The organism is Vibrio sp. R15-SG3-ISO1B (genome assembly GCF_059833835.1).
This window is the reverse complement of sequence record NZ_JCBDGG010000029.1, coordinates 13,074-28,198: the sequence shown is the minus strand read 5'-3', so window position 1 is coordinate 28,198 and position 15,125 is coordinate 13,074. Positions and strand designations below refer to the sequence as shown.

Here is a 15,125-nt window from a genome sequence, read left to right as displayed (position 1 = left end):
GGGCGTTAAGGCGACTTTGCCTTGAAGCTCATCGAATCGATCATGCCTATCAAGCACTCCAGTGCCACCGCGACATCTTCTTGATTCACTTGTTCTTTAGGATGGTGGCTAATGCCTTTCTCACAGCGGACAAACAACATCGCGATGTCGGTCACTTTCGCCATCACCATGGCATCATGGCCTGCGCCACTCGGTAAACAGCGCGCCGTTTGACCGGTCACCGACTCAACGACTGAGGCCCATTGCTGCTGCAAGGCGGCATCACACAGGACCGCTTTCGCTTGATATATCTTGTCACTGTCGAAATGTAGGCGACGTTTTTTCGCAATCAAGTTCAACTCGTTGATGACAACCTCACAACACGCCTCAAGCGTCGGCTGATTGAGCGAGCGAATGTCCAGAGTAAACTCGACTGCACCTGGGATCACGTTCACCGCACCCGGTGCGACGGATAGTTTACCCACCGTCGCGACAATCTCTTGCTCTCTGGCAAAACGTTCAATAAAACTCACCATTTCAGCCGCGCCGCACAGCGCATCCTGACGCAAGTCTATCGGTACTGTGCCTGCGTGTCCCGCCATGCCCTCTACCTTGCAGGTAAAACGTTTTGCCCCAGCAATACCGGTCACGATACCGACGGGCAATGACTCTGCTTCTAGCACTGGGCCTTGTTCAATATGCACTTCCAAGTAGGCAAGCAGATCGTTACGCGCGTCGTTTCCTGCGAGACTCGGTGCCAGTCCAAACTGACGCATGGCGTCTGTCATAGTCATACCATCGGCATCCGCGATATCGAGCCAGTTGGGATCAAACTGCCCTGCAACACTACTCGATCCAATGAGCGTGGTGTTAAAACGCATCCCTTCTTCGTCTGCAAATGCCACCACATCGATGTGGAACGGAAAGCGGCACTCTTTTAGTTGCGACAGTGCTTCAATCGCGAGAATAATACCGAGGTTGCCATCGTATTTACCTGCATTTCTGACCGTGTCACTGTGAGAGCCCAGCACCAATGCTTTCGCCTCAGGGTCGCTGCCTACTTTGCGCCCCCACTGGTTGCCTACACTGTCTTGCCAGATTTCTAGTCCCGCATCGCGCATCCATTTCGCGATCAGAACGTGGGCACTTCGATGCTCTTTGGTCAGGTATCCGCGTGTCAGCGCACCCCGTTCAGCGCTGCACTGAGCGAGTTGGTCGGCTTGAGCCATAATGCGCTCAGCGCCGATGCTCATCGCGTGGTGCCTCTTATCATCCACTGTATCTATACTCATGGCTGCTCCTTATTGATAATGCGCCATAGCCGCCAGAACTGCCTGACCGGGAATGATGTCCCCTTGGTGTTTGATCAGCACCGCTTCCAGCGCCGCCAAGGTGGTCAATACGCACTCTTGCCTCGCGTTGAACCCCATAGTACCGATGCGCCAGATCTTGCCATGCAGTGGGCCAAACGAGGTACCAATCTCGATACCAAACCGGTGCAGCAGTTCAAGACGCACCGCATCGCCATCGACCTCACCCGCTGCTTTTTTAACGCTCGGTATGGCCACACCGACCACGTTATTCATTTTGTAATTTTGATTGCCAAATAGCTCTAGCCCCATCGCGCGAAGCCCCGATGCCATCGCGTCTCCCGCTTGCTTGTGACGCGCGATGACCTGCTCTGGGCCTTCTTCAAGGAACAGTCTTGCACACTCGCGTGCGGCATAAAGCATGCTGGTGGCTTCAGTATGGTGGTTAAGGCGCTCTGGCCCCCAATAATCCATCACCATGGCTAAATCAAAGTAGTTCGATTGGATTGGTGCTTCTTCACCATCAACGTGGTGAGCGGCACGAATGCCCGCTTCGACGTGTTTACGACTGTTGATTAGCGCAGCGCAGCGCTCGCTCAGCGTAATCGGCGCTGAGCCCGAAGGCCCGCCTAAACATTTTTGCAGCCCTGCTGACACCGCATCGAGATGCCAATCATCGACATACAATTCATTACCGGCAATCGACGCAGTGGCATCACAATAGAACAGCACACCATAGCGCTGACACAGCTCGCCCATCTCAGCCAACGGTTGGTTCATGGTTGTGGAGGTGTCTCCTTGAACAGTGGCGAGCAATGTTGGCTGAAAGGTTTTGATCGCCTGTTCAATTTGCTCTGGCGAGCACACTTCACCCCACTCAACATCGATGGTTTTCACCACAGCGCCAACCCGAGTGGCAATTTCGCACAATAAATGACCAAAGCGTCCAATGACGGGGATCAGCACTTTGTCGCCCGGTTTTAACACCGAGACTAACACCGCTTCAATCCCCGCGCGCGCAGTGCCATCCACCAGCATCGTCTGCGGGTTTTGGGTGTGAAAAACGCCGCGATAGAGTGACTGTACTTGGTTCATGTAACCGGTCATCACAGGGTCATACTGACCAATCAGTGACTGAGCGATGGCCTGATGCACGCGAGGATAAGCGTTGATTGGCCCCGGCCCCATCAAAAGGCGTTGCGGTGGGTTAAGTGTTTCAAATAGCTCATTGGCCTGTGACATTATTGTTCTCCTACAAAACTGCGGCCATCGCTACGCGGATCGCTACTGGCGATGGCTCTTCCTTGTTCATCCAGCACAATGGCGCCAGCATGGCCCATCAGCTCGTTATTATCGTCGACGGTGGTGACGTCGTGACCGAGCGCTACCAACTCAGCGCCGCAGCGTTGGTCAAGTGCGCGCTCTAAGCGTAAGTTGTGTGTGGCATCGCCCCACGTGCGCCCCAATAGCCAGCGAGGCTCTGAGATCGCCTTATCCAAGGGATAAGATTGATAGTGGTAGCGGCTAAATAGGCACGCTTGCGTTTGGGGCTGACCTTCACCGCCCATCGTACCGTAGCTCATTCTGCGGCCATCACTGAGCTCAGCATAAGCAGGGTTAAGGGTATGGAAAGGCTTCTTGTTGGGTGCCAATACATTGTGATGCTGCGCATCCAGAGAAAAACTCTTGGAGCGGATATTCCATAACACTCCGGTCTTTGGCAGCACAACACCGGACCCAAACTCCCAGTAAATGCTTTGAATAAAGCTGACCATGGTGCCGTATTGATCACTGGCCCCCATCCAGATCGTATCGCCGGGTTTGGCTTGGTGAGGCCAATCTAGGGCGCGGTTAGGATTCACGGCAGCAGTACATTTAGCCACCTCGTCGTCACTGAGCCAATGCTGCAAAGGCTCGCGCAATGACGCCTCATCACACACCTCTCGATCACGAATCAGAAATGCTTGTTTAGTGGCTTCAACGAGGCAGTGAATGTGCTCCACTTCGGTCTGAGCGTTGACCGCTAAACGATCGTAGATAGCCAAAATCAGCAGTGACGCCACCCCTTGGGTTGGCGCACCAAAGTTATACAGTGTGCCTTTAGAGGTCGTGACATGCAGTGGCTGCATCACTTTAGCGCGAAATTGATGAAAATCTTCAAGACGGATTGGGCTACCCATCGCGGCTAGATCATCAGCCATCGACTGCGCCAAATCACCGCGATAGAAATCTTCTAGTCCTTTTTCTGCCAGCATCGATAGAGTATTGGCCAGCGCCGGATTGCAGATACGATCGCCGACCTTGAGCGTCTCACCTTGATTGAGATAAATATCGGCAAACCCGTCTAGCGAAGCCAGTCGCTGATAGGTTTTTTCACTGGCATTGACCAAGCTCTGCGTCGCGGTGATCCCGTCGCGCGCGGCATCGATCGCGGGGGTAAGTAATCTATCCAGTGTCATATTGCCATGATCATACTCAAGCGCTGCTTGCCAACCTGCAACCGTGCCCGCCATCGTGATGGCCGAAAGCGCGCCATGATCGGGCAATTCATCACCCAGTGCTCGGTAAGCGTTAACATCCACCTCCGCCGCCGCATCGCCGCTACCATCAATCGCGACTGGGGCTTGGCCTTGTTTCGCAATCAACCAAAATCCATCCCCTCCGATGCTATTCATATGGGGGTATTGCACTGAGATCATCGCAGCGGCAGCAACCATCGCTTCACTGGCCGTGCCACCGGCGTCTAAAATCGCTTGGCCAACTTCGGCTGCTTTATGATGTGGGGCGGTAAACGCGGTTTGATGCTTCATCGGCCACTCCTTGGCTCGTGTCTAGGTTGAGTTGCATGGCAGTCTGGATAAGGGCACGTTCACTGTGCGCACTGCCAAGAAACGAGAGTCCGCACGGCATCGCTGCTGCGGCGTTAGGGAGATGCAATTGCGGTAAGCCAGAGAGCCCAGCAAGACTCGTCAGACCCATAAGCTGGCTGCGATAAACGGCCAATTCATTAGCTGGCATGGTCAGTTTCGGCGCTCCGGCGGGGGTGGTAGGCAGTAGCCACCATAACGCATGGTCTTCCATATGCTCCACTAACGCCTGTTTGAATCGCTGTTGCTCATCACAAGCCGCTGTATACTGTGACTCGGTCAAGGTTCTTGCCCACTCGACGCGCGTTGCAATCGCCGGGTCCAAGCTCTCCCCATAGCGCTCTAACCACTCACCGTGTTGGCGAATGATCTCGAAACCTTGCAGGGTACGAAACAGGTGACTTAACTGATCGAGCGTCCATCCCGCACGCGCAAGATAGTCACCTTGTTGAATCTTTACACCCGATGCTTTGAGGCGCGTTAACTGCTCGGTGTGATCGGCACTCATAAGAGCACGGCACTGCTCATCAAGATAGAAGGACCGTTGGTGAGGAGCTGCACCGTGGTCAGTCGACAAACTCGTCCACACTCGCTCCATCATCGCCAAATCTCTGGTGAAAATACCGGCAGTGTCAAAGCGAGCCGCCAGTTCGAAGCAATGTTGAAGACTCAAGGCACCATGCGTCGGCCTCAACCCATACAGCCCACAATAACTGGCTGGGACACGTACTGAACCGCCGGTATCCGTACCAATTGAAAAATCGCAATCGCCACTTGCCACCGCCACCGCACTGCCGCTCGATGAGCCACCTGGAATCGCGTCAGGCGCTTTGGGGTTCACTGGCGTGCCGTAATGGATATTTTGACCGTTTAAGCTGTACGCCAGCTCATCGGTCTGTACTCGCCCAACACACTCTGCACCACTCTCAAGCAAAGTGGTAATGAGCGGCGATGTCTGGCTGGCAACATCATGAGTGGCTAACCACTGTGGATTGCCTGCCCCTGTTCGGTAGCCTTTTACATCAAACAGATCTTTAAAGACAAACCGAGTGCCACTCAGTCGGCCTTCTTTTGTCGGCGCCAAAGAGTGTGGCCCTTGCGCGCAATAAATTCGAGTATCCTTACTCATCATCTTTCCTTAATGGTTGCACCGATTAGCGCGCTTAAAGCGCGGCGGCTTTTACCCCTTCGCTCTGCTTGGCGTAACGGTTAGCCAGCACGGCGCAATAGAAAATCTGGATTGGGTGATACAACATGATCGGCAGTAGCAACATACCGAGCGTTGGATCGGTTCCAAAAATGACTTTCGCCATCGGGATCCCGGCCGCTAATGTCTTTTTGGTACCACAAAACACCGCCGCCACTTCATCAGGAAGATCGAAACCGGCTTTTCTTGCTCCCCACTGAATGGAGTGGACCATCACCAACAAAATCACCACACACAGCGCAATCGCCGTCAACAGCAACCCCGCAGAGAACTCACTCCAGATACCGTTAATAACAGAATCACAAAAGGCGTTGTAAACGATCAAAAGAATCACATACTTATCGACTTTATTGACCACCGCTTTGTGTTTCTCCGTCCAAGCCAGCAGGTAAGGACGAAGGAGCTGACCTAAAATCATCGGAACCAAAAGTAACTTAGCGATCGACAACACGGAGTCGAGCAGATTGAGTGACACCCCTTCAAAGCCCATAAAGAGCTGAATCAAAGCTGGGGTGATCACCACACCAATAATGCTCGATAGCGACGCGTTAAAGATCGCCCCCGGCACGTTTCCCTTACCGACACTCGTCATCGCAACCGATGACGAGATGGTGCTCGGCAGAACCAAGAGATAACAAAACCCAAACGCCAGAGCCGCTGGCATGGTTGCGATAAAGAGATCGCCAAACACTACCCATAAAATTGGGTATGCCACAAACGTCGCCACTTGGATGTAAATATGCAGACGCCAATTGGTCAACCCCGCTTTAATCGCTTGTGGCGATAACCCCAGACCATGAAGAAAGAAGACAATGGCAACCCCCACCGCCGTCAATTGGTCCAAGTGAATCGGCCCGCCGGAGCGTCCAATCTCTGCCGTGATCGTCGCAAGCGCTATCGCGACCACCATGCCGACCAAAAACCACTCTTTCTTAAGTTTTGCTAATAGATTCATTTTGTTACTCAGGTTCTTCTCTAAAATTACGCTTTACTCTTTAATGCTCGTGCTGCGACGATATTGAAAGACGCTGCGGACATTAAATAGCGATAAGCCAACGCTGACACTCCACCACCAATAAACAACGCATAGTTGGACAGTTGAGGAATGATAAAAGTCGCCACTATAGCGCACACACTGGCAATACCAAGTGCATAAACACTGCGCATGTTGACACCATTTTGATACCAGTACAGACCTTTGGGTGATTCGGTATAGAGTGACGGTACATCAATCTTACCCTTTTTCACAAAGTAGTAATCCACAATGATGATGCCGTAGAGAGGGCCAATCATCGCGGCTAACACGTCCACCGTGTAGTGAATCACCTCTGGGTTATTAAATAGGTTCCACGGAGTCAACAATACGGAACCGAACGCAGCAATAAATCCGCCCGCCTTAAAACTGATTTTTTGTGGAGACACATTGGAGAAGTCAAACGCCGGTGCGACAAAGTTTGCGACGATATTGATGCCGACCGTTGCAAAAATAAAGGTCAGCGCACCAAGCACCGTAATAAGTTCTGAGTCTAGTCGTTTTACTGTCTCAACCGGGTCGGTGATCATCTCACCAAACACAGGAATCGATGCAGAAACGATCACTACGCTGAAAATTGAAAAGAGTAAAAAGTTCACAGGTAGTCCGAGTAAATTACCGAACTTGAGCTGTTTATAACTGCCGCAGTAACGAGAAAAATCACTGAAATTGAGCGTAGGACCAGCAAAGTATCCCGCGACCAACGCGGATGCGACGATCATCGTCATGATGGCATCCAAACCTTCCAGTTTTTGCGAACTCAAATTGAATTGGATGTTCTCCCACCCGGCTAAATCGATCATGTAGAGGCAAAGCGCAAACATGGCGATATAGATAGCAGGGCCAGACCAATCGATCACTTTGCGGATCATATCCATACCGAACATAAAGACGATGCCCTGAATGATCCACATGGCCGTAAACCCTATCCAGCCCAAATACGAGAGACCTAAGAAACTGGGTTCTGCGAGCGCTTCCATCGAAGGCACAAAGTAAAGCAGTAGAATGATGAACGAACTGGACGCCAAAAAGGTTTGAATACCGTACCAGACCACCGCGATCAATCCTCGTATTACCGCAGGAATATTCGCGCCAAACACACCAAATGACATTCTCGCCACTACGGGAAATGGGACTCCCGCTTTTTGCCCTGGTTTGCCCATCAGGTTGGCAAACACCAATACAATAGAGATGCCAACAAGCAAACTGATAAACACTTGAATACCATTGAGTCCAAGTGCAAATAAACTTGCTGCAAAAACATAGCCGCCCACGCTGTGAACATCTGACATCCAAAACGCAAAGATGCTGTACCAGCCCCACTTTTGTTCTCTGTCTGGTAACAGATCATCGTTGGCCAGACGTGAACTAATTGGTAAATCCTTTTCCATCATGGTCACTTCCTTGTTTAATATTGTATACAATTTTAAATACAAAGACTGTGCCAAGTTGTTGATCCCCTATCTATGGGAACTGAACGCTGATTAATCACCAAAAGCAAGCGATCTTCGCACCAATTTCTCGCACACCTGCCTCATAAGAGTGCGTTAATGGCCCCGATAATTCAGCAAAACACCTCAGAATGCGTGATTATGCGACGTTTTATTTCCACAAACATGGTATACATGTTGCTAGGTATAATTGTATACAAACAAACAGAGAGTCATCATGTCGAACGACGAAAAGATTTATCAAAAGATGCTCAAAGCCATTGTCGAGCATCAGCTTCCGCCCGGTGAGCGTTTGCCCGAAGACAAGTTATCGGAAGCGTTTGGGGTGAGCCGTACCGGGATACGCAAAGTGCTACAGCGCCTCGCGATTGAACGTTTTGTCGTGATTCAGCCGAATAAAGGCGCACAGGTCAGTCGTCCGAGTCGTCAAGAGGCGGAAGAAGTATTGGATAGCCGCATTACATTAGAGCCTCTGTTGCTCGGTGACATTTCGGACAATTGGGATCTCAAAGTGTCGCAGCGTTTTCGCGATATGGTAGCGCAAGAGAAGCAAGCCGAACAAGATGGAGATTTAGCCCGATCCATTCAATTGACGGCGAAGTTCCATTATGAGCTTGCTCATATGGGCAACAACTCGGTCTTGGCTGAGTTTATCGAGCAGTTATGCTACCGCTCATCCTTGGTTATCGCCGCCTACGGTACCAGAGAGAGCGTGAGTTGTGATTGTGGCGATCATCTTGAGCTGATTGATTTGCTCGACAACCATCAAGTCGACAAGGCGCAGCAGTGGATGCGACACCATTTGCTCCATATTAAGCGCTCGATTTCATTAACAGGGAAAAAAGATGCCCACGTTGATTTCACTCAGCTGTTTGCCAACATGGACTCGTAAAGGTGTGCTATGAAAATCCAACTGATTAACCCAAACACCAGCGTTGCCATGACAGATAAAATTGCCCAATCGGCTTTGACTGTCGCGCTGCCCTCCAGCGACATCCTCGCCTGCTGTCCTGAGCACGGCCCTGAAAGCATTGAATGTGCGTTGGATGAAACCATCGCCTCTGCGGCCTTACTCGATCTCATCACTGACGGGGAGAAAAAAGGCGTCGATGCACATATCATTGCGTGCTTTGGCGATCCCGCGCTTGATGCTGCGCGCGAAATAGCGCAAGCGCCTGTCATCGGCATCGCCGGTGCAGCTTTTCAAATCGCCAGTTTGGTCTCGCATCGATTTGGTGTGGTCACCACCCTCTCTCGCACCGTCCCCACCGCCCACCATCTGTTGCAGCGCTACGGCTACGCGCATCTCTGTACCGGTGTGCGCGCAACCGACATTCCCGTGCTTGCCCTGGAATCCGTGCATACCTCGCTGTATGAACAGTTGCGCCAAGAGTGCCGGCAAGCGCTTTCGCAAGATGGGGCTGAAGCCATCGTATTGGGCTGTGCGGGCATGTCAGATCTTGCGGCGGAACTGAGTCAAGATCTCCAAGTTCCAGTGATTGATGGCGTCACTGCCGCGGTCAAGCTTGCGGAGTCTTTGTACAGCTTACAACTTAACACGGCCAAGTGCGGTCATTATGGCGCGCCGATAGGGAAAGCCTTTCACGGCCGCTATCAGCACTGGAGTCAATAAATAACTTAAGGGATACAAATGGATAAGGATAATCCAAGAAATTATACAGGCTATGGACGCGATAACGTCCCTGATGCTAAGTGGCCAAATGGGGCAAAGATTGCGCTGCAATTCGTCTTAAACTACGAAGAAGGCGGCGAGAACTGCGTATTGCATGGCGACGCGCATTCGGAAACCTTCTTGTCCGAAATCGCTGGCGCGAGCGCTTACCCTGATAGACACATGAGTATGGAATCCTTGTACGAATACGGCTCTCGGGTCGGCGTGTGGCGAATTCTCGATGAGTTCAAAGCGCGAGGTCTTCCTCTCACCGCCTTTGCCGTCGCGACAGCTTTGCAAAGAAACCCAAATGTGGCCAAGGCCTTACTCGACGATGGCCATGAAATTGCCTGTCACGGCTTGAAATGGATTCACTATCAAGACGCACCGATTGCGAAAGAGCGCGAGGATATGGCGCAAGCGCTCCAAATCATAGAGACGCTCACAGGAAAAAAACCGATCGGCTGGTACACGGGACGTGACTCCCCCAATACGCGCGCTCTCGTGGCCGAGCATGGCCACCTCCTCTACGACTCTGACTATTATGGGGATGACCTGCCGTTTTGGACGCAAGTACCCGATACACAAAAGCCCGGACAGACACGACCTCATCTGATTGTGCCGTACACGCTGGATACCAATGACATGCGATTTGCCTCCCCTTATGGATTCAGCCATGGGGAAGAGTTTTATCAATACCTCAAGGACAACTTCGATTGCCTCTATCAAGAAGGGCAAAGCAAACCGAAAATGATGTCAATTGGCCTGCATTGTCGCATCATAGGCAAACCTAGTCGCTTTATGGCACTGAAAAAGTTCCTCGACTACGTGCAATCCCATTCGGATGTGTGGATCGCCACGCGAGAGCAAATCGCCCGTCACTGGATAGAACATCATCCGCCAACCTAGTTTCTGTTTTGCCGCTGCGGTGCCTTCCTACCCGGCGGTTTTTTCTTTCTCAGCCCCCAAAACGGGTCAACTGCACCAAGTCTATGCAACTTAGCGAATTCGTCTCTTGACCATTCTGACATAAACCATTGTATTTATTCACTTATCGATCCAATTTATGAATGGCACAATGGTTGCTAACTTGATCAATACAATGTCAACAATATTGTATACAAGGAAGTCAACATGTCTCACAAGGAAAACAGTGACCTGATTTATGCACTGGAAGATCGCCCCGCAACGGGTCAAGCGCTCTATGCAGGTCTTCAACACGTACTGGCGAGTTTCGTCGGTATTATTACTCCAACGCTCATCATTGGTGGCGTGCTCGGCCTTGGCCAGCATATTCCCTATCTCATTAGTATGGCGCTGATTGTTTCGGGTGTCGGTACCTTTATTCAGGCCCGTCGCATCGGGCCGATTGGCGCTGGCATGATCTGTGTCCAAGGGACCAGCTTTGCGTTTCTTAGCTCCGTACTCGCGGCCGGGTTCATTGCTAAATCTCAAGGGGGTGGCCCAGAAGAGATTCTCGCGATGATCTTCGGTGTCTGTTTTGTCGGTGCGTTTATTGAAATTGTGTTATCTCAGTTCATCGACAAACTGCAACGTATCATTACTCCTGTGGTCACAGGGATCGTCGTCACCACTATCGGCATCTCATTGATTAAAGTCGGCATGACGGATTTAGCCGGGGGCGTCAAAGCGCACAACTTTGGCGATTGGCACAACTTAGTGCTCGGCGCACTGGTTCTTGTCACTATCATTGCGCTTAACCGTTCAAAAAACCTGATGGTGCGTTTATCGTCCATATTGGTGGGTATGGTGGTCGGTTATCTCGCCGCCGCGTCGATGGGTATGGTCAATTTCGACAATGCCTTTAATCAGCCGCTACTTAGCATCCCTCAACCGTTCAAATACGGCTTCGATTTCGATTGGTATGCCTTTATTCCCGTTGCCGTTATCTACGCAATTACCGCGATAGAATCGACAGGTGACATTACCGCCAATTGCATGATCACCAAACAACCGGTCTCTGGTGAAGGCTATTTGAAGCGCATTAAAGCAGGGATTCTAGGGGATGGGGTCAACTCCATGCTGGCGGCGATTTTCAACACCTTCCCAAATACCACCTTTAGCCAAAACAATAGCGTCATTCACTTAACGGGTATCGCCAGTCGTTACGTGGGTTATTTTGTGGCACTGATTTTGGTGGTGCTAGGCCTGTTCCCCATCATTGGTGGCGTGTTAACCACCATACCGAAACCCGTCATCGGCGGCGCAACGCTGGTCATGTTTGGCACGGTGGCAGCGGCTGGGATTAAAATCATCGCGCGCGAGAAATTAGATCGTCGCAACTTGATGATTTTGGCTGTCTCGTTTGGCTTTGGTCTCGGTGTCATGCTCGTGCCAGACATCTTGGGCCAAATGCCTAAACTGGTGCAAAGCGTGTTCGGCTCTCCCGTCACAACCAGCGGTATTGCGGCGATCATTATGACGTTGGTCCTCCCCACTCAGCCAAAGGCGGAAGCTACGCTCTCTACCGACGCTGAATCGGTCGCTTAACGACACTTTAACTAAAAAACGCCCGCCTCTTTTTCAGAGGCGGGCGTTTTTAGTGGTGTCAATGCTGATTCATCGAGCACTGGTACTTATGCAGTGGTACTTATGCAGTGGAATTCAAGCACTGGAAAGATTAGCCGGTTGCGCTTTTACTCGCGCGATAAAGGCATTCTCTGTCACCGGTTTTGAAATCAAATAGCCTTGAATGTAATCAAAGCCCACCTCATTCAAGCGCTCCAACTCTTGCACTGTTTCGACCCCTTCAACAATCGGGGTGATGTGCAGTGCATGACAAAACACCAAAATTCCTTTCAGTATCCCGATGTCCACTTCACTTAGCCCGTGGCGCACAAAACTTTGGTCAACTTTTAGGGTATCGACCGGCAAACGCTGTAAATAGGTCAATGACGAATAGCCAGTGCCGAAATCATCTATCGAGAAACGAATACCCAACAAACGGCACTTCTTAATCATGTTCGACACGTGATTCAAATCTTCAAGCGCATGCGTCTCTAAGATCTCGATTTCAAGCAAACCTTGTTTGATGTTTGGGTAACGCGCCAGTTTGTCTTGTAGTATCTCAAACAGGTCGGCTTGACTGAAATATTCGTGGCTGAGGTTGATACTCAAGTTAAGCGCTAAGCCTGCCTCACACCAGGCATCTAGCGTCTCCATCGCGCGCTCAATCACCCAATCATCGATCTGTTTAAAGAGGCCTAAACGATGCACTTCTGGCAAGAACATATTGGGGGTTAAAAAGCCTTTGACCGGATGATTCCAGCGAATAAGGGCTTCAGCGCCGACGATTTTCTTCTGCTTAGAGCTGGCTTTGGGTTGGAAGTAGAGCTCCAACTCATTGCGGTGGATCGCGCCGATTACCTCAGTGATAAACTCATTGTCGGACGCTTTTTGATCCTGATTATTATCAAGGCATACCGCTTGGTTCCCGCCTCGCATTTTTGCTTCATAGGATGACAGTTCCGCACGGCGCAAAAGCTGCTCTGGCTCCGTCACCCCTTCTGCTGGGTAGAGTGAGATCCCGACACTGACACTTAGCGGTATCGTATTGCCTAAAATGTTGACCGTTTCTGGCAACTGGCGCTGAATGTCTCGGATGGTTTGGCTAGCGTGCGTCTCGCCATAGACGACCAAATAAAATTCATCACCCCCCAATCGCAGCGCTTGACCGGACTCGCCCACCAGACGGTTCAATTTATCCAACACGATGTCAATACAGTGATCCCCAGCAGTGTGGCCATAGGTTTCGTTGATGTAGCGGAAATTATCGATATCAAAAAAGCCAACCGCAGTTTGACCGCCGACAAACTCGCTTTTGGACATCACATCCGTCAAATAGGTAAAGAGCTTGACGCGATTCCCCAAGCCGTTGGTCGGATCTTGATAAGCAATCTGCTCGATGATGCGCTCTTGTGTTTTACTTCGGGTGATGTCGATGGATGAACCACAGATGGCGTAGATGTCGCCCTTGTCATTCATCAAGGGGACTTTACGCGTATGCACGATCATCTTCTTGCCGACATCTTCATGCCAATAGGTTTCTTCACTGCTGTAGGGCTTTTTCGAATTGACCACTAACTGATCGACGCTTGAAATACGCGTTGCGACGTTTTCATCAAATAAGTCATAGTCGTCTTTGCCCAGCACCTCGTCTTCGTCCAAAGAGAGGTTTTGGCACATTTTTTTATTCGCAAACAGATATCTACCATGCTCATCCTTGAGGTAGATGTAGGAGTCTAAGCTGTTCAATATCGACTTTAATTTGTCTTCATCTTGCTCTGCGGTGCGCTTTTTCACCCATGCAAGCAGCGCCAAGGTCGTTAAGATGATAAATACCAAGCCAAACAGCGTCATGACTTCGACATAGTAGCGACTTAATATCGGCTCGGGTTTGCCCAATATGTGGCTGCCTGAGGGCAAATCACGCTCTTTAATACCAAAACGTGTGAGCTGAGCATAATCAAACAGCGCCTTAGTAGGCGGCTGAACCACCATGTCCTCTTCAATAAAATAGCCGCGATGAAAGTATCGGTGAGCAAGCTCTCCCGCCAGTACCGCATGAGCGCGGTGATCCACCACTAATCCACCCAGTAACCCTTGACCAATACCGTGTTGATAAGGATGGACGATCGGCGCAGTGGTAGCATCAGTGATAAGATGCACCGACTCATCAAAAGAGAGGGCCACGTTGTTCTTGTCTCGATAAGCCGAAATCAGCAGGACCACACTGTTGTGTGCATCAATCGACGCCATGTCCTCTATCAATTCACCCCAAGCAAGCGTCGCTAAATCGAGTGTCTTCCAATTAAAATCGGGGTAGTCTGCGATAGTGCGAGACAGTTTCTCAAAGTCGGCACGCCCTGTGGTAGTACCATCCACTAACAGATGAATGTTCTCCACGTGGGGCATTGCCTCGTGAATAAACTGTATATTTTCATCAAATGACACAGCTTCAATCACGCCTGATACCTGCTTGTCTCCTTTGAGAGATAAGGCAAGCTCGACATTGTTGACACCCAAAAACACAATCGGCAGATCACGAAACAGACCTTGCCGCTCAGAGAGTGCAAATCTTAGCGCATTGTCGTCCACAGTGATCACCATGTCGTATTTCTGGCTGTTGAGAAATTGGTAGGAGATCGCTCTTTTATAATTGGCGACACTGACGACATCATAAACGAGTTTACTGTGCATATAAGAGACATCGAGAAGGACTGAATCTCGGTCTAACACTTCGTTTAAGCCATAAGAGATATCGGCGTAGGTAGGAAAGTTGGGATCGTAGGATTTGATCACAAGAATGCGAGCATGATCTATGTCACTGGCTAAACTTTTCAGTGAGACCACTAGGCACATCAGTACACACCAGCAAGTGAAGCGTCCACGGCCTAGATTCATCCATTACTCCAGTTTTGCGCGTTATCCTTTATCATCCGTCACTCAGCATTTGATGTTTAGCGTATTTCATTTTTGCAATGAATCTACGCAATTTATGCGATTTCCTCAATAAATGAATAGCCTATAACCTTCATTTTCACAACGCAAGCGGCGCGAGTCTGCCACATTTCCCCTAAGCTTGA

The 15,125-nt window shown here is 50.5% G+C and carries 11 protein-coding genes; 4 read left to right on the top strand and 7 right to left on the bottom strand.

Features of this window, described 5'->3' with window-relative positions; all coding sequences use genetic code 11:
* Nucleotides 1-5: 5 nt before the first annotated feature.
* Genes AC6R0S_RS07015 through AC6R0S_RS06990 form a run of 6 tightly spaced genes read right to left on the bottom strand, consistent with a single transcriptional unit; the run spans nucleotide 6 to nucleotide 7,790 of the window.
* A complete protein-coding gene (locus tag AC6R0S_RS07015; protein ID WP_500637525.1) occupies nucleotides 6-1,271 on the bottom strand; it encodes an allantoate amidohydrolase in 1,266 nt (421 codons plus the stop codon).
* A gap of 9 nt (nucleotides 1,272-1,280) precedes the next feature.
* Nucleotides 1,281-2,531, bottom strand: a complete 1,251-nt coding sequence (locus AC6R0S_RS07010) for a pyridoxal-phosphate-dependent aminotransferase family protein (protein ID WP_500637524.1) — start codon at nucleotides 2,529-2,531, stop codon at nucleotides 1,281-1,283.
* Nucleotides 2,531-4,099, bottom strand: a complete 1,569-nt coding sequence (locus AC6R0S_RS07005) for a gamma-glutamyltransferase family protein (RefSeq protein WP_500637523.1) — start codon at nucleotides 4,097-4,099, stop codon at nucleotides 2,531-2,533. The genes AC6R0S_RS07010 and AC6R0S_RS07005 overlap by 1 nt, the downstream gene beginning before the upstream one ends.
* Nucleotides 4,062-5,285, bottom strand: a complete 1,224-nt coding sequence (locus AC6R0S_RS07000; protein WP_500637522.1) for an amidase — start codon at nucleotides 5,283-5,285, stop codon at nucleotides 4,062-4,064. The genes AC6R0S_RS07005 and AC6R0S_RS07000 overlap by 38 nt, the downstream gene beginning before the upstream one ends.
* Nucleotides 5,286-5,319: 34 nt before the next feature.
* Nucleotides 5,320-6,318 carry a bile acid:sodium symporter family protein gene (locus tag AC6R0S_RS06995; RefSeq protein ID WP_334551965.1) on the bottom strand — a complete coding sequence of 333 codons (999 nt, stop codon included), beginning with the start codon at nucleotides 6,316-6,318 and terminating at the stop codon, nucleotides 5,320-5,322.
* A gap of 26 nt (nucleotides 6,319-6,344) precedes the next feature.
* Nucleotides 6,345-7,790, bottom strand: a complete 1,446-nt coding sequence (locus tag AC6R0S_RS06990) for an NCS1 family nucleobase:cation symporter-1 (protein WP_500637521.1) — start codon at nucleotides 7,788-7,790, stop codon at nucleotides 6,345-6,347.
* Nucleotides 7,791-8,064: 274 nt separating this feature from the next.
* On the opposite strand from AC6R0S_RS06990, the gene AC6R0S_RS06985 reads away from it, so the two are divergent.
* The 4 genes from AC6R0S_RS06985 to AC6R0S_RS06970 all read left to right on the top strand — a co-directional run bounded on the left by AC6R0S_RS06985 (nucleotide 8,065) and on the right by AC6R0S_RS06970 (nucleotide 12,030).
* Nucleotides 8,065-8,739: a GntR family transcriptional regulator gene (locus AC6R0S_RS06985; protein WP_500629464.1), complete on the top strand. Its 675-nt coding sequence runs from the start codon at nucleotides 8,065-8,067 to the stop codon at nucleotides 8,737-8,739.
* A gap of 9 nt (nucleotides 8,740-8,748) precedes the next feature.
* A complete protein-coding gene (locus tag AC6R0S_RS06980) occupies nucleotides 8,749-9,480 on the top strand; it encodes an aspartate/glutamate racemase family protein (protein WP_500637520.1) in 732 nt (243 codons plus the stop codon).
* An 18-nt stretch (nucleotides 9,481-9,498) separates the two neighbouring features.
* Nucleotides 9,499-10,428, top strand: coding sequence for an allantoinase PuuE (gene puuE, locus AC6R0S_RS06975; protein WP_500637519.1), 930 nt, complete (start codon nucleotides 9,499-9,501; stop codon nucleotides 10,426-10,428).
* 225 nt (nucleotides 10,429-10,653) lie between these two features.
* On the top strand, nucleotides 10,654-12,030 hold the full coding sequence (locus AC6R0S_RS06970; protein WP_500637518.1) for a nucleobase:cation symporter-2 family protein: 1,377 nt from the start codon (nucleotides 10,654-10,656) through the stop codon (nucleotides 12,028-12,030).
* A 114-nt stretch (nucleotides 12,031-12,144) separates the two neighbouring features.
* Here AC6R0S_RS06970 and AC6R0S_RS06965 read toward each other — a convergent pair whose 3' ends face one another.
* Nucleotides 12,145-14,943, bottom strand: coding sequence for an EAL domain-containing protein (locus AC6R0S_RS06965; protein WP_500637517.1), 2,799 nt, complete (start codon nucleotides 14,941-14,943; stop codon nucleotides 12,145-12,147).
* Nucleotides 14,944-15,125 lie beyond the last annotated feature (182 nt).